Here is a 13,739-nt window from a genome sequence, read left to right on the forward strand (position 1 = left end):
TGATGAGCCACCCCAAGCCCGACGACTACATCCTGCAGCTGGAGAACATCAGCAAGTACTTCGGCGCCGTGATCGCGCTGAGCAACATCACGCTGCGCCTGCGGCGCGGCGAGGTGCACTGCCTGCTGGGCGACAACGGCGCCGGCAAGAGCACGCTGATCAAGACCCTCGCCGGCGTGTTCGCGCCCGAGAAGGGCCAGTACCTGGTCAACGGCCAGCCGGTGCGCTTTCGCTCGCCGCGCGAGGCGCTGGACGCCGGCATCGCCACCGTCTACCAGGACCTGGCGCTGGTGCCGCTGATGAGCGTCTCGCGCAACTTCTTCATGGGCCGCGAGCCGGTCAGGAAACTGTTCGGCGTGCTGCCGGTGATGGACCACGCCCAGGCCGGCCAAATCGCCACCCAGGAGCTGGCCGCCATGGGCATCCGCGTGCGAGACGCGGACCAGATGGTGGGCCACATGTCCGGCGGCGAAAAGCAATGCCTGGCGATTGCGCGGGCCATCCACTTCGGCGCCCATGTGCTGATCCTGGACGAACCCACCGCGGCGCTGGGCGTCAAGCAAAGCGTCAACGTGCTCAAGCTGATCCACCGGGCCCGCGAGCGCGGCATCTCGGTGATCTTCATCACCCACAACGTCAACCACGCCTACCCGGTGGCCGACAGCTTCACGCTGCTCAACCGCGGCCAGTCCATGGGCAGCTTCGCCAAGCGTGATGTCAGCAAGGCGGAGGTGCTGGACATGATGGCCGGCGGCGCGGAGATGCAGAAGATGATGGCCGAGCTGGAAGGCGTGACGATCTGATGGACACCCCCGAGATGCACCTCACCCCCAACGCCCACCCAGGCCCGCCGCTGCCCATCCCCGGCGGCCGCCGCCACGACTTGGCCTGCCTGGGCCGGCTGGCCGTGGACCTGTATGCGCAGCAGGTCGGCTGCCCGCTGGAAGATGCCAGCAGCTTTGCGAAATACCTGGGCGGCAGCTCGGCCAACATCGCCTTCGGCGCCGCCCGGCTGGGCCTGCGCAGCGCCATGATCTCGCGCGTGGGCGATGAGCAGATGGGCCGCTTCCTGCTGCAGACGCTGCAGCGCGAGGGCTGCGACACCCGCATGGTGCAGGTCGACCCCGAGCGCCTGACCGGCCTGGTGTTGCTCGGCCTGAAGGACCGCGACACTTTCCCGTTGCTCTTCTACCGCGAGAACTGCGCCGACATGGCGCTGCAGGCCGAGGGCATCTCGGAAGACTTCATCGCCCAGTGCCGGGCGCTGCTGATCACCGGCACCCACCTCTCGCAGCCCACGGTGCGCGCGGCCTCCAGCGCCGCGCTGGCCCATGCCGGCCGGCACGGCACGCTGCGCGTGCTGGACATCGACTACCGGCCGGTGCTGTGGGGCCTCACCGCCCGCGGCGAGGGCCAGAACCGCTACGTGGCCGATGCGGCCGTCAGCGCCAGCCTGCAGGCCATGCTGCCGCAGTTCGAGCTGCTGATCGGCACCGAGGAGGAGTTCATGATCGCTGGCGGCGTGCCGGGCGATCTGATGGGCTCGCTGCGCCAGGTGCGGGCGCTGACCCCGGCAGCCATGGTGGTCAAGCGCGGGCCCCTGGGCTGCAGCTATGTGCCGGGCGAAGTGCCCGCACGGCTGGACGACGCGCTGACGGTGCAAGGCGAGCGCGTGGAGGTGCTCAACGTGCTGGGCGCGGGCGATGCCTTCGCCGCCGGGCTCATGACCGGCCTGCTGCGCGGCCAGGGCTTCACCGAGGCCGCCACGCTGGCCAATGCCTGCGGCGCGCTGGTCGTCTCGCGCCATGCCTGCGCGCCGGCCATGCCCACGCCGGCCGAGCTGGCGCACTGGTTCAGCGGCCGGCGCCTGCCCCGGGTCGACGCCGACGCACAGCTGGCCCATCTGCACCGCAGCACCGCCGCCCGGCCGCATTGGCCCGAGCTGAACGTGATGGCGTTTGACCACCGCAGCCAGTTCCTGGACCTGGCCCGCGAGGCCGGTGCAGACCCGGCGCGGCTGCCGCTGCTCAAGCAGCTGCTGGTGCGGGCGGCCGAGCAGGTCGCCCACAGCCACGGGCTGCAGGGCCGCGTGGGCGTGCTGATCGACGGCGACTTCGGCGCCCCGGCGCTGCACGCTGCCACCGGCCGCGGCTGGTGGGTGGGCCGGCCGGTGGAGCTGCCCGGCTCGCGCCCGCTGCGCTTCGACGGCACCGCGTCCATCGGCTCCGAGCTGGTGACCTGGCCGCGCGAGCAGGTGGTCAAGTGCCTGGTGCATTACCACCCGGATGACGCGGTGGACCTGCGGCTGGAGCAGGAGGCCCGGGTGCGCGAGCTCTGGCAGGCCACCCGCGCCAGCGGCCACGAGCTGCTGCTGGAGCTGATCCCGCCCCGTGCGCAGACGCCCGAGGGCACGGCCGACCAGGCGGTGCTGCGCGCGGTGCAGCGCTTCTACAACCTGGGCTTCCAGCCCGAATGGTGGAAGCTGGCACCCATGCAGCAGGCCGGCTGGCAGCAGCTGGCTGCGCTGGTGGAGGCGCGCGACCCGCAGTGCCGCGGCGTGGTGATCCTGGGGCTGAACCAGCCGCTTGCCAGCCTGGTGGCCGGCTTTGCGCAGGCCACCCATCCCATCGTCAAAGGCTTCATGGTGGGCCGCACGTTGTGGGTTGGCCCCAGCCAGCGCTGGCTGGCCGGCGAGATCGGCGACGCCGAGCTGGTCCACCAGGCCGCCGACAACTTCGCCCAGCTGGTGGACGCCTGGCGGGCGAGCCGCCCTTGCGTTGTTGACGCGCGGGTCCACGATGTGCGCAATGTTCAGGAGGCCGCATGATGGGCAAGACGATCAGGCTCACCATGGCCCAGGCGTTGGTGCGCCATCTGGCCGCGCTGCGCATCGAGGCGCCGGACGGTTCGCTGCAGCCCTTCTGCGGCGGCGTGTGGTCCATCTTCGGCCACGGCAATGTGGCCGGGCTGGGTGAAGCCTTGTGGCAGCAGCGCGCCGAGCTGCCCACGCTGCGGGCCCACAACGAACAGGCCATGGCCCATGCGGCGATTGCCTATGCCAAGGCGAATTTCCGCCGCCGCATCATGGCCGTCACCAGCTCCATCGGCCCGGGGGCGACCAACCTTGTCACTGCCGCCGCGCTGGCCCATGTGAACCGGCTGCCGGTGCTGCTGCTGCCGGGCGACACCTTCGCCTCGCGCGCACCCGACCCGGTGCTGCAGCAGCTCGAAGACCCGCAGGCCGGCGACCTCTCCGTCAACGACTGCTTCCGGCCGGTCACCCGCTATTTCGACCGCATCGTGCGGCCGGCCCAGCTGCTCAGTGCGCTGCCCCGCGCGGTGCAGGTGATGACGGACCCGGTCCTGTGCGGCCCCGTCTGCCTGGCGCTGCCGCAGGACGTGCAGACCGAAGCCTTCGACTGCCCGGAAGATTTCCTGCACCCCGCGCCGCTGCGCCTGCGCCGGCCGCCGCCCGATGAAGCCGAGTTTGCGCAGGCGCTGGCGCTGCTGCGCCAGGCCCGCCGGCCGCTGATCGTGGCGGGCGGCGGCGTGCTCTACAGCGGCGCCTGCAAAGTGCTGGCCCGGCTGGCTGAACAGCGCGGCATCCCGGTCGCCGAAACCCAGGCCGGCAAAGGCAGCCTGGCCTGGGACCATGCGCTGAACCTGGGCGCCATCGGTGTCACCGGCTCGCCTGCCGCCAACGCGCTGGCCCGCGAGGCCGATGTGGTGCTGGCCGTGGGCACCCGGCTGCAGGACTTCACGACCGGCTCGCACTCGCTGTTTGCGCAGGCCAGTCTGCTCAGCCTCAACGTCGCGCCGCTGGACGCCCAGAAGTGGCATGGCCAGGCCCTGGTGGCCGATGCCCAGGTGGCGCTGGCACGGCTGGAGCAGGAAACCGGCTGGCAGGCCGAGCCGGCCTGGCGCGAGCGCGCCACCCACGCCGCCGCCGCGTGGCGCCAGCGGGTGGACGCATTGACCACCGCCACGCCCGAGCCCGGCACGCTGCCGTATGACGCCGAGGTGATCGGCGCCGTGCGCGACTCGGCCGCCGACTCGCCAAGCAGCGACGTGGTGGTCTGCGCTGCCGGCACCCTGCCGGCCGAGCTGCACAAGCTCTGGCGCAGCAGCCGCCCCGGCGGTTACCACATGGAGTATGGCTACTCCTGCATGGGCTACGAGATTGCCGGCGGGCTGGGCGTGAAGCTGGCCCGGCCGGAGGCCGAGGTGGTGGTGATGGTGGGCGACGGTTCGTACCTGATGATGAACTCCGAGATCGCCACCTCGGTGATGCTGGGCCGCAAGCTGCTCATCGTGGTGCTGGACAACCGCGGCTTCGGCTGCATCCAGCGCCTGCAGACGGCCACCGGCGGCGAGCGCTTCAACAACCTGCTGGCCGATTGCGTGGCCGAAGGCGGGCAGGACGTGGCCATCGACTTCGCCGCCCATGCCCGCAGCCTGGGCGCCGAGGCCGTGCATGTGGACAGCCTGGCCGCGCTCAAGCCGGCGCTGAAGCGCGCCCGCGCCGCGCAGCGCACCCAGGTCATCGTGATAGCCACCACCCACGGCCGCACCACCGACGACGGCGGCTGCTGGTGGGAAGTGGCGGTGCCCGAGGTTTCGACCCGGGCCGAGGTGCAGGCCGCGCACAGCGCCCTGCAAGCCGCCAAGGCCGCACAACGCCCCTGAGCCCGCTTCTGATTCATCCCTTTTTCATTCCCCATTTCTGCCCCCGGAGACATCGGCATGCAGCCCACCCCCTGGAACGTCCGCATCGGCATCAACCCGATTTCATGGAGCAACGACGACCTGCCCGAGCTGGGCGGCGAAACCCCGCTGGAAACCGCGCTGCGCGAAGGCGCGGCCATTGGCTACCAAGGCTTCGAGCTGGGCAACAAGTTCCCGCAAGCGCCCGAGGCCCTGGCCGCCAAGCTGGCCGAGTTCGGCGTGGCCTGCGTCAGCGGCTGGTACTCCGGCCGCCTGGCCGAAGGCCTGCTCGACGACGAGATTGCCAACTGCCATGCCCACATGCACAAGCTGCAGCACAACGGCTGCAAGGTAGTCGTCTATGGCGAAGTGGCCGGCAGCATCCAGGGCCGGATCGACACCCCGCTCGCCCGCCGGCCGCGCTTCACGACCGAGGCCCAGTGGCGCGCCTACGGCCAGCGCCTGAACGCCTTCGGCGAGCACCTGCAGGCCGCCTACGGCCTGACGCTGGCCTACCACCACCACATGGGCGCCTATGTGGAGTCGCCCGAGGACATCGCCCAGCTGATGGCCGTGACCCAGGCGCCGCAGGTGGGCCTGCTGTTCGACACCGGCCACGCCTTCTACGGCGGCGCCAGCGACCCCGCCGCGCTGCTGCGCCAGCACGTCAGCCGCGTGGTGCATGTGCACTGCAAGGACGTGCGGCCGCAGGTCATCGCCCAGGCCCGTAACGAAGGCTGGAGCTTCCTGACCGGCGTGCTCAACGGCACCTTCACCGTGCCCGGCGACGGCGTGATCGATTTCGATGCCGTGCTGCAAACCCTGCACGCCGCCGGCTACCAGGGCTGGCTGGTGGTGGAGGCCGAGCAGGACCCGGCCGTCGCCCCCAGCGAGCCCTTTGCCCGCAAAGGCTACGAGACGCTGCGCCGCTGCATCGCCACGGCCACTGCCAGCGGAGCGATGGCATGACCAGCCCGCTGCTGGTCAAGGCCAGCCCTGAAGGCCGCGAGATCGTCACCGTCACCCCCGAGCGCGCGGGCTGGCGCCATGTGGGCTTCCAGGCCCTGCGGCTCGCGCCTGGCGAAAGCCAGACCGTCGCCACTGGCGAGCGGGAGCTGTGCCTGGTGGTGCTGAGCGGCAAGGTCGATGTACAGGTTGCCGGAGCGGGGGCAGCGCAAAGCTTTCCCGCGCTGGGCACCCGCGCCAGCGTGTTCGAGCCGGTCTCGCCCGCCGCCGTCTATGTGCCGCCCGGCTGCCAACTGGTGGTGCAGGCCAGCACGGCGGCAGAAGTGGCGCTGTGCAGCGCGCCAGGCGATGCCCAGCCGCGCGAGGTGCGCCTGATCGATCCTGCCGGCATGCGCCGCAGCACCCGTGGCCAGGGCAGCAACACCCGCTACGTCTGCGACATCCTGCCGCACGACGACCCCACCGCCGCCCACCTGCTGGTGGTGGAAGTCATCACCCCGCCCGGCCACTCCTCCAGCTACCCGCCGCACAAGCATGACGCGGAGCAGCCGCCGCTGGAAACCCAGCTCGAAGAAACCTACTACCACCGCCTCAACCCTCCGCAAGGCTTCGCCTTCCAGCGGGTCTACACCGACGACCGCAGCCTGGACGAAGCCTGCGCCGTGGAGGACCACGACGTGGTGATGGTCCCCCGCGGCTACCACCCCGTCGTCGCCCCGCACGGCTACGAGCTCTACTACCTCAACGTGATGGCCGGCCCGCAACGCCTCTGGGTGTTCCGCAACGATCCGGCGCACGAGTGGATGCTGCAGCGCTGAAGCGGCCCATCATCGTTGGCCACATGCCGAGCATGCCCTCCAGCAGGCTGAAGCCTCTCAGCTCACCACCGGTGGATGGGCACTGACTCGGCGCAGCCCACAGGCCGCGACACGGCTCTTCCAGCTGGCGCAACCGGCGCCTGAACCGCTGCTGCCGAACGAGGCCTGCAAGGGGGCGGCGGTGCGATCACCGAGCCACATGCGGTCCATCGCGTCCGCGGCGAGCGCCGCGGCATTGCTGCGGCGCTCGCCGCGCTGGCATCCCGCCCAGCCCCCGTGGAACCCCCTAGGGATCCATGCCTATTTGCGATAACTGTTAGCGAAGGCGCCGCCTAGCCGGCATGGCTGAAGCTCCGCAGAATGGCCGGATCTCCTCCAGCCCACCGGGGGCCGACTTCGAGCAACAGGAAACAACCATGTATGAACTCGGCGTTGTTCATCGCAACATCACCCGCGCCGACCGCGCGGCCACCGACAAGCTGGCCGCCCTCGGCTCGGCCACCGTGCACGAGGCCATGGGCCGCGTGGGCCTGCTGAAGCCCTACATGCGGCCGATCCAGGTCGGCACCCAGGTCAGCGGCACGGCGGTCACCGTGCTGCTGCAGCCAGGCGACAACTGGATGATGCACGTCGCGGCGGAGCAGATCCAGCCGGGCGACATCGTCGTTGCCGCAGTCACGGCCGACTGCAGCGACGGTTATTTCGGCGACCTGCTGGCCACCAGCTTCATGGCCCGTGGCGCGCGCGCGCTGGTGATCGACGCCGGGGTGCGCGACGTCAGGACGCTCAAGGAAATGGGCTTCCCGGTGTGGAGCAAGGCCATCTCGTCCAAGGGCACGATCAAGGCCACGCTGGGCTCGGTCAACATCCCGGTGGTCTGCGCCGGCATGTGGGTCACGCCGGGTGATGCGATCGTTGCGGACGACGACGGCATCGTCTGCGTGCCGGCCGCGCGGGCCGTGGAAGTGGCCGAAGCCGCGGCCAAGCGCGAGAGCTTCGAAGGCGAGAAACGCGCCAAGCTGGCCAGCGGCGTGCTGGGCCTGGACATGTACAAGATGCGTGAGCCACTCGCCAAGGCAGGGCTGCGCTACATCGACTGATTTGCCGGCTCCGCACCCACGTTCAATTCAAAACACACGGAGACAAACCATGAACATCCTGAAGACCCTGGCCGCCGCTGCGCTGGCCGCGCTGACCCTGATCGGCGGCGCGCAAGCCGCCGACGAATGGCCGACCAAGCCGGTGCGCATCATCACGCCCTTCCCGCCCGGCGCGGGGCCCGAAGCGGTGCTGCGTGTGCTGGCCGAGAAGCTGCAGCGCAAGTGGGGCAAGCCGGTCATCGTCGAGAACAAGCCGGGTGGCAACGGCTTCATCGCCATCGACGCCTTCAAGCGCGGCGCGACCGACGGCACCGACCTGATCCAGCTCGACAACGTGCACCTGGTCGCCTACCCCGCGCTGTTCAAAAAGCTGCCCTACGACCCGGTGAAGGACTTCGAGCCCCTCAAGCCCCTGTTCCTCGCGCCCTTCTTCGTCGTGGTGCCCACGGGCAGCAAATACAAGACCGTGGCCGACATCCTGGCCGACGCCAAGGCCCGCCCCGGCAAGCTCAACTACGGCTCCTGGTCCGTTGGCAACCCGGCGCACCTGGGCGCGGCGCTGCTGGAGTCCATGACGGGCACCGAAATGCAGCACGTCATCTACAAGGAAGTCTCCATGCTCTACACCGCCGTGGCCACCGGCGAGCTGGACTGGGCACTGGGCACCATGGCCTCGGCCGGGGCCATGCAGCGCAGCGGCAAGGTGCGCTTCATTGCCGTCACCTCGCCCAAGCGGCTGGCGGGCTTCCCCGATGTGCCCACCGTGGCGGAATCCGGCGGCCCGGCCGGCTATGAAGTCACCGGCTGGACGACGATTGCCGCCCCCCACGGCCTGCCCAAGGCCGTGGCCGACAAGATCCAGGCCGACATCACCGCCGCGCTGGCCGAGCCGGACATCAAGGAGCGCTACGCCACCTTCGGCTACGAGACCTTCCCGGTCACGCGCGAGCAGTTCCAGGCCTTCATCGCCAGCGAGTCCACCAAGTGGACCGACGTGATCAAGCGCGCCAAGGTAAGCATCGACTGACCAAGGAGCTTCCCATGGAATTCCAGAAAACCCCCGGCTGGCTGGATTGGTACGCCGGCCCCGCCAAGCCGAAGTTCCAGCTGCCGCCCGGCAGCGTGGACGCGCACTGTCACGTGTTCGGCCCCGGCGCCGAATTCCCGTTTGCGCCTGAGCGCAAGTACACGCCTTGCGACGCCAGCAAGCAGCAGCTGTTTGCGCTGCGCGACCACCTGGGCTTTGCACGCAACGTGATCGTGCAGGCCACCTGCCACGGCGCGGACAACCGCGCGATGGTGGACGCCTGCCTGGCCGCCGGTGGCAAGGCGCGTGGCATCGCCACCGTGAAGCGCAGCGTGACCGATGACGAACTGCAGCAGTTGCATGCCGCCGGCGTGCGTGGCGTGCGCTTCAACTTCGTCAAACGCCTGGTGGACTTCACGCCCAAGGACGAGTTGATGGAGATTGCGGGCCGCATCGCCAAACTGCGCTGGCATGTGGTCATCTACTTCGAGGCGGTGGACCTGCCCGAGCTGTGGGACTTCTTCACCGCGCTGCCGACCACCGTGGTCGTCGACCACATGGGCCGGCCGGACGTGAGCAAGCCGGTGGACGGCCCGGAGTTCGAGCTGTTCCTGAAGTTCATGCGCGAGCACGGCAACGTGTGGAGCAAGGTCAGCTGCCCGGAGCGGCTGAGCGTCACCGGCCCGAAGGCACTGAACGGCGAACAGCATGCCTACCAGGACGTGGTGCCGTTTGCCCGCCGCGTGATCGAGGAGTTCCCCGACCGCGTGCTGTGGGGCACCGACTGGCCGCATCCCAACCTGAAGGACCACATGCCCGACGATGGCCTGCTGGTGGACTTCATTCCACAGATCGCGACCACGCCGGAGCTGCAGCAGAAGCTGCTGGTGACCAACCCGATGAAGCTGTACTGGCCATCCGATGAACTTGCGTGACAGACCGATCGAGCGCAGCGAGTAGCTCTGTCACCAACTGATTAAAGGCACCCAATGGCCCTCCTCAAGCCCTACCTCGACGTGCCCGGCACGACCATCTTCGATGCCGAGCAGTCCCGCAAGGGCTACTGGCTGAACCAGTTCTGCATGTCCTTGATGAAGGCGGAAAACCGCGCCGCCTTCAAGGCCGACGAACGCGCCTACCTGGACCGGTGGGCCATGACCGAAGAGCAGAAGCAGGGCGTGCTGACGCGCGACCTGAACCGCTGCATCGCCGCAGGCGGCAACATCTATTTCCTGGCCAAGATCGGTGCCACCGACGGCAAGAGCTTCCAGTACATGGCCGCGACCATGACCGGCATGACCCAGGACGAATACGCCGCGATGATGCTGGCCGGCGGCCGCTCCGCCGAAGGCAACCGCCACCTTGGCGAAGACGGCGACGCGCAGCCGCAGCACCAGCCGCAAGGCCAGGCCCACACCCACAAAGGCACCTGAATGGCCCGCATCACCGCCTCCGTCTTCACCTCGCACGTGCCGGCCATCGGCGCCGCACTGGACCTGGGCAAGACCCAGGACCCGTACTGGCAGCCGCTGTTCAAGGGCTACGACTACAGCAAGCAATGGCTGAAGGACGAAAAGCCCGACGTGATCTTCCTGGTCTACAACGACCACGCCACGGCCTTCAGCCTGGAGATGATCCCGACCTTCGCGATCGGCTGCGCGGCCGAGTTCAAGCCCGCCGACGAAGGCTGGGGCCCGCGTCCGGTGCCCGTTGTCCAAGGTCACCCCGAACTGGCCGCGCACATCGCGCAAAGCGTGATCCAGGACGACTTCGACCTCACCATCGTCAACAAGATGGACGTGGACCACGGCCTGACCGTGCCGCTGAGCCTGATGTGTGGCCAGCCGCCACAGGGCGATTTCCGCTGGCCCTGCCCGGTGATCCCGTTTGCGGTCAATGTCGTGCAGTACCCGGTGCCGTCCGGCCAGCGCTGCTTCAACCTGGGCAAGGCCATCCGCAAGGCCATCGAAAACTACGACCAGCCGTTGAAGGTGCAGATCTGGGGCACCGGCGGCATGAGCCACCAGCTGCAGGGCGCACGCGCCGGCTTGATCAACCGCGAGTGGGACAACGCCTGGCTGGACAAGCTGATCGCAGACCCGGCCGCCGCCGCCGCCACGCCGCACATCGACTACGTGCGCGAAGCCGGCTCCGAAGGTATCGAGCTGGTGATGTGGCTGATCGCCCGCGGCGCAATGGCCGATGTCAACGGCGGCCCGGCACCCAGGCTCAAGCACCGCTTCTATCACGTGCCCGCGTCGAACACCGCCGTCGGTCACGTCATTCTCGAAAACTCGTGATCAAGGATTTGCCATGACTGACAAGACCATCAAGGTGGCGCTGGCGGGTGCCGGTGCCTTCGGCATCAAGCACCTGGACGGCATCCAGAACATTCCCGGCGTTGAGGTCGTCTCGCTCGTCAGCCGCGATCTGGAAAAGACCCGCGAAGTGGCAGCGAAGTACGGCATCGGCCACGTCAGCACCGAGCTGGCCGACAGCCTGGCCCTGCCAGAGGTCGACGCCGTGATCCTCTGCACGCCCACGCAGATGCACGCCGCCCAGGCCATTGCCTGCATGAAGGCCGGCAAGCATGTGCAGGTTGAGATTCCCCTGTGCGACCTGCTGGCCGATGGTGAGGAAGTGCTGCGGGTGCAGCAGGAAACCGGCAAGGTGGCGATGTGCGGCCACACCCGCCGCTTCAACCCCAGCCACCAGTGGGTGCACAAGAAAATCAAGGCCGGCGAGTTCAACATCCAGCAGATGGATGTGCAGACCTACTTCTTCCGCCGCACCAACATGAACGCGCTGGGCCAGCCGCGCAGCTGGACCGACCACCTGCTGTGGCACCACGCCGCGCACACCGTGGACCTGTTCGCCTACCAGGCCGGCAGCCCCATCGTGAAGGCCAACGCGGTGCAAGGCCCGATCCACCCGACCCTGGGCATCGCGATGGACATGAGCATCCAGCTCAAGGCCGCCAACGGCGCGATCTGCACCCTCAGCCTGTCCTTCAACAACGACGGCCCGCTCGGCACCTTCTTCCGCTACATCGGCGACAGCGGCACCTACGTCGCCCGCTACGACGACCTCTTCAACGGCAAGGAAGAGAAGATCGACGTGTCAAAGGTGGACGTCTCGATGAACGGCATTGAACTCCAGGACCGCGAATTCTTCGCCGCCATCCGCGAAGGCCGCGAACCCAACAGCAGCGTGGCGCAAGTGCTGCCTTGCTACAAGGTGCTGCATGAGTTGGAGTTGCAGTTGAAGGGGTGACGAGAGCTACACCTCGATGGTCAGGATGGTGATGTCCTGACCTCGGGAGACCGCCAAGCGCCGCGTGCCCAGGTCCCAGGCAATGTGCGGCCTGTCTTCATCGGCGCCAAGGATGCTGCTGGTCTGGCGGCCTGTGTCCAGGTGCGGCCAGCGTCGCACCTCGACACCTGTGGATATCTCGATCAGACGTGGGCAACCATGCAAGGCGATGACATGTCGTGCATCCACGGGCAGTAGCGTGCCCAAGCGCGGCACAGGCACGTCGCTGACAGGACTGGTTGAGGTCGATTGCGGGAGTCGCGCGAATGTTCATCACGCCACGCTATCACCGCAAGACGCGGCTGACGCGACGCCCAGCAGCGAAAGCCATCTGGCCGGCAAGGCGGTGTTGTCGTAGACGACGCGCCACGCTTTCCAGATCGTGGGCGCACGCGTGGGCCCCCGGTGATGCTCAAACATAGTAGGTGGCTTTGATCGATAAGATCGCGCCATGCCCGCCGATACACAGAGCTTTGAAGGTCTCGTCGCCGCCATCGCGCAGGCGCACACGCAGCTGACTTCGAGGGCGGCGAAAGCGGTCAATGTCAGCCTCACGCTGCGCAACTGGGTCATCGGCTTCTACATCCATGTCTACGAGCAGGCGGGTGCCGACCGGGCGCGGTATGGCGAGCGTTTGCTGGAAAGCCTGACCGACCGGTTGCGAGCTGAGGGCTTGGCGCGCGTGGACGTGCGCGAGTTGCGCCGCTTCCGGCACTTCTATGTGAGCTACCCGCAGATTCGGGAGACGCTGTCTCCCGAATTCACCAGCGGCCTCGCCCTGCCACCCGCCGAGACGGCAAAACGGGAGACGGCGTCTCCCGTTTCCGCCGCAGCCGGTGCGCCAGCCAACCTGCTGCTGGAGCGCCTTGCCTTTTCCCACTTCGCCGAGCTGCTGCAATTGGACGATGCGCAGCAGCGCGCGTTCTACGAAATCGAAACCTTGCGCGGCAACTGGTCGGTCCGCGAACTGAAGCGCCAGATTGCGACCCAGTACTACCAGCGCAGCGGCCTCTCCAGCCAGCCCGGGGCGCTCGCCGCGCTGACGCAGGCCGAAGCGCAGTCCCGGCAAAGCGATCACCCGGCAGCCGCCTTCATCCGGGACCCGTACGTTTTCGAGTTCCTGGGCCTGAAGCCTCAGGAGGCGGTGACTGAAGGGGATCTGGAAGATGCGCTGCTGGACAAGCTGCAAAGCTTCCTGCTCGAACTTGGCCACGGCTTTTGTTTCGAGGCACGACAGAAACGTCTGCTCATTGGCGGCGAGCACTTTTTCGTCGACCTGGTGTTCTATCACCGGGTGCTGAAGTGCCACGTGCTGATCGAGCTGAAGAACGATGCGTTCAGGCACGAGCACCTGGGCCAGCTCAACGCCTACGTCAGCTACTTCCAGAAGCATGAGATGACGGCGGGCGACCAGCCGCCGATCGGCATCTTGCTGTGCACCGCCAAAAACCACGAACTGGTGGAGTTTGCATTGGCCGGCATGACCAACCAGCTGTTCGTCTCGCGCTACCAGCTCCAGCTGCCGGACAAGGCACAGATGGCGGCGTTCCTGCAGCAAGCGCTGCGGGAGTTGCAAAACGAGCCGCCGACCTGACGGTCGTCTGCGACTGCAGCTCGACCCAGCAAGTTGTGCGGCGGAGAAGACAAGCCCTGGAACCCGGTGCTTCTCGGACTAATGCTCGCCGAGGCCTTGCCGATAATTGATTCATCGACGCGCAAAACCGACCACACGATTGGGTGGAACAAAGGGAACCCGTGACCCAGCGCTGAAGTCCGTCCCGCACACCGTGCGGTGTCCGGAAGAGTCAGCCC

The 13,739-nt window shown here is 68.0% G+C and carries 13 protein-coding genes; 12 read left to right on the forward strand and 1 reads right to left on the reverse strand.

Going from position 1 to position 13,739, the window contains the following annotated elements:
• Positions 1-2: 2 nt before the first annotated feature.
• The 11 genes from ACAH41_RS20900 to ACAH41_RS20950 all read left to right on the forward strand — a co-directional run bounded on the left by ACAH41_RS20900 (position 3) and on the right by ACAH41_RS20950 (position 11,888).
• Positions 3-803 carry an ATP-binding cassette domain-containing protein gene (locus tag ACAH41_RS20900; protein WP_325654306.1) on the forward strand — a complete coding sequence of 267 codons (801 nt, stop codon included), beginning with the start codon at positions 3-5 and terminating at the stop codon, positions 801-803.
• Positions 803-2,827, forward strand: coding sequence for a 5-dehydro-2-deoxygluconokinase (gene iolC / locus ACAH41_RS20905; RefSeq protein WP_370538448.1), 2,025 nt, complete (start codon positions 803-805; stop codon positions 2,825-2,827). Before ACAH41_RS20900 ends, iolC begins: the two co-directional genes overlap by 1 nt.
• On the forward strand, positions 2,827-4,686 hold the full coding sequence (gene iolD / locus ACAH41_RS20910; RefSeq protein WP_325654309.1) for a 3D-(3,5/4)-trihydroxycyclohexane-1,2-dione acylhydrolase (decyclizing): 1,860 nt from the start codon (positions 2,827-2,829) through the stop codon (positions 4,684-4,686). The genes iolC and iolD overlap by 1 nt, the downstream gene beginning before the upstream one ends.
• A 57-nt stretch (positions 4,687-4,743) precedes the next feature.
• Positions 4,744-5,673, forward strand: coding sequence for a myo-inosose-2 dehydratase (gene iolE, locus ACAH41_RS20915; protein ID WP_325654310.1), 930 nt, complete (start codon positions 4,744-4,746; stop codon positions 5,671-5,673).
• The gene (gene iolB, locus ACAH41_RS20920) at positions 5,670-6,488 is read left to right on the forward strand and encodes a 5-deoxy-glucuronate isomerase (RefSeq protein ID WP_325654312.1); all 819 of its coding nucleotides are present in this window, start codon (positions 5,670-5,672) and stop codon (positions 6,486-6,488) included. The genes iolE and iolB overlap by 4 nt, the downstream gene beginning before the upstream one ends.
• A gap of 416 nt (positions 6,489-6,904) precedes the next feature.
• Positions 6,905-7,588: a 4-carboxy-4-hydroxy-2-oxoadipate aldolase/oxaloacetate decarboxylase gene (gene ligK, locus ACAH41_RS20925; RefSeq protein ID WP_325654313.1), complete on the forward strand. Its 684-nt coding sequence runs from the start codon at positions 6,905-6,907 to the stop codon at positions 7,586-7,588.
• Between the two features lie 49 nt (positions 7,589-7,637).
• Positions 7,638-8,615, forward strand: coding sequence for a tripartite tricarboxylate transporter substrate binding protein (locus ACAH41_RS20930; RefSeq protein WP_325654314.1), 978 nt, complete (start codon positions 7,638-7,640; stop codon positions 8,613-8,615).
• Between the two features lie 14 nt (positions 8,616-8,629).
• Positions 8,630-9,550 carry an amidohydrolase family protein gene (locus tag ACAH41_RS20935; RefSeq protein WP_325654316.1) on the forward strand — a complete coding sequence of 307 codons (921 nt, stop codon included), beginning with the start codon at positions 8,630-8,632 and terminating at the stop codon, positions 9,548-9,550.
• Positions 9,551-9,604: 54 nt separating this feature from the next.
• Positions 9,605-10,048, forward strand: coding sequence for a protocatechuate 4,5-dioxygenase subunit alpha (ligA, locus tag ACAH41_RS20940; protein WP_325654317.1), 444 nt, complete (start codon positions 9,605-9,607; stop codon positions 10,046-10,048).
• Positions 10,049-10,915 (forward strand): class III extradiol dioxygenase subunit beta, encoded by an 867-nt coding sequence (locus ACAH41_RS20945; protein WP_325654319.1) that lies wholly within the window; start codon positions 10,049-10,051, stop codon positions 10,913-10,915.
• Positions 10,916-10,928: 13 nt separating this feature from the next.
• Entirely contained in the window at positions 10,929-11,888 is a 960-nt protein-coding gene (locus ACAH41_RS20950; RefSeq protein ID WP_325654320.1) for a Gfo/Idh/MocA family oxidoreductase, read from the forward strand.
• Positions 11,889-11,894: 6 nt separating this feature from the next.
• Here the strand turns inward: ACAH41_RS20950 and ACAH41_RS20955 are convergent, their stop codons facing one another.
• Complete coding sequence (locus tag ACAH41_RS20955) at positions 11,895-12,047, reverse strand: hypothetical protein (protein WP_325654321.1); 153 nt, start codon at positions 12,045-12,047, stop codon at positions 11,895-11,897.
• 331 nt (positions 12,048-12,378) lie between these two features.
• Between ACAH41_RS20955 and ACAH41_RS20960 the strand changes: the two genes are divergently transcribed.
• Positions 12,379-13,521 carry a PDDEXK nuclease domain-containing protein gene (locus ACAH41_RS20960; protein ID WP_325654323.1) on the forward strand — a complete coding sequence of 381 codons (1,143 nt, stop codon included), beginning with the start codon at positions 12,379-12,381 and terminating at the stop codon, positions 13,519-13,521.
• The last annotated feature ends 218 nt before the right edge of the window (positions 13,522-13,739 follow it).

This window comes from Ideonella sp., from assembly GCF_041287625.1.
Classification (GTDB): domain Bacteria; phylum Pseudomonadota; class Gammaproteobacteria; order Burkholderiales; family Burkholderiaceae_C; genus Ideonella.

What these genes read in the sequence shown, in the direction of transcription:
- ACAH41_RS20930 (WP_325654314.1), top strand. Translation starts at nt 7,638, where the DNA reads ATGAACATCCTGAAGACCCTGGCCGCCGCTGCGCTGGCCGCGCTGACC.
- iolB (WP_325654312.1), top strand. Translation starts at nt 5,670, where the DNA reads ATGACCAGCCCGCTGCTGGTCAAGGCCAGCCCTGAAGGCCGCGAGATC.
- iolD (WP_325654309.1), top strand. Translation starts at nt 2,827, where the DNA reads ATGGGCAAGACGATCAGGCTCACCATGGCCCAGGCGTTGGTGCGCCAT.
- ACAH41_RS20945 (WP_325654319.1), top strand. Translation starts at nt 10,049, where the DNA reads ATGGCCCGCATCACCGCCTCCGTCTTCACCTCGCACGTGCCGGCCATC.
- ligA (WP_325654317.1), top strand. Translation starts at nt 9,605, where the DNA reads ATGGCCCTCCTCAAGCCCTACCTCGACGTGCCCGGCACGACCATCTTC.
- iolE (WP_325654310.1), top strand. Translation starts at nt 4,744, where the DNA reads ATGCAGCCCACCCCCTGGAACGTCCGCATCGGCATCAACCCGATTTCA.
- iolC (WP_370538448.1), top strand. Translation starts at nt 803, where the DNA reads ATGGACACCCCCGAGATGCACCTCACCCCCAACGCCCACCCAGGCCCG.
- ACAH41_RS20935 (WP_325654316.1), top strand. Translation starts at nt 8,630, where the DNA reads ATGGAATTCCAGAAAACCCCCGGCTGGCTGGATTGGTACGCCGGCCCC.
- ACAH41_RS20960 (WP_325654323.1), top strand. Translation starts at nt 12,379, where the DNA reads ATGCCCGCCGATACACAGAGCTTTGAAGGTCTCGTCGCCGCCATCGCG.
- ligK (WP_325654313.1), top strand. Translation starts at nt 6,905, where the DNA reads ATGTATGAACTCGGCGTTGTTCATCGCAACATCACCCGCGCCGACCGC.
- ACAH41_RS20900 (WP_325654306.1), top strand. Translation starts at nt 3, where the DNA reads ATGAGCCACCCCAAGCCCGACGACTACATCCTGCAGCTGGAGAACATC.
- ACAH41_RS20950 (WP_325654320.1), top strand. Translation starts at nt 10,929, where the DNA reads ATGACTGACAAGACCATCAAGGTGGCGCTGGCGGGTGCCGGTGCCTTC.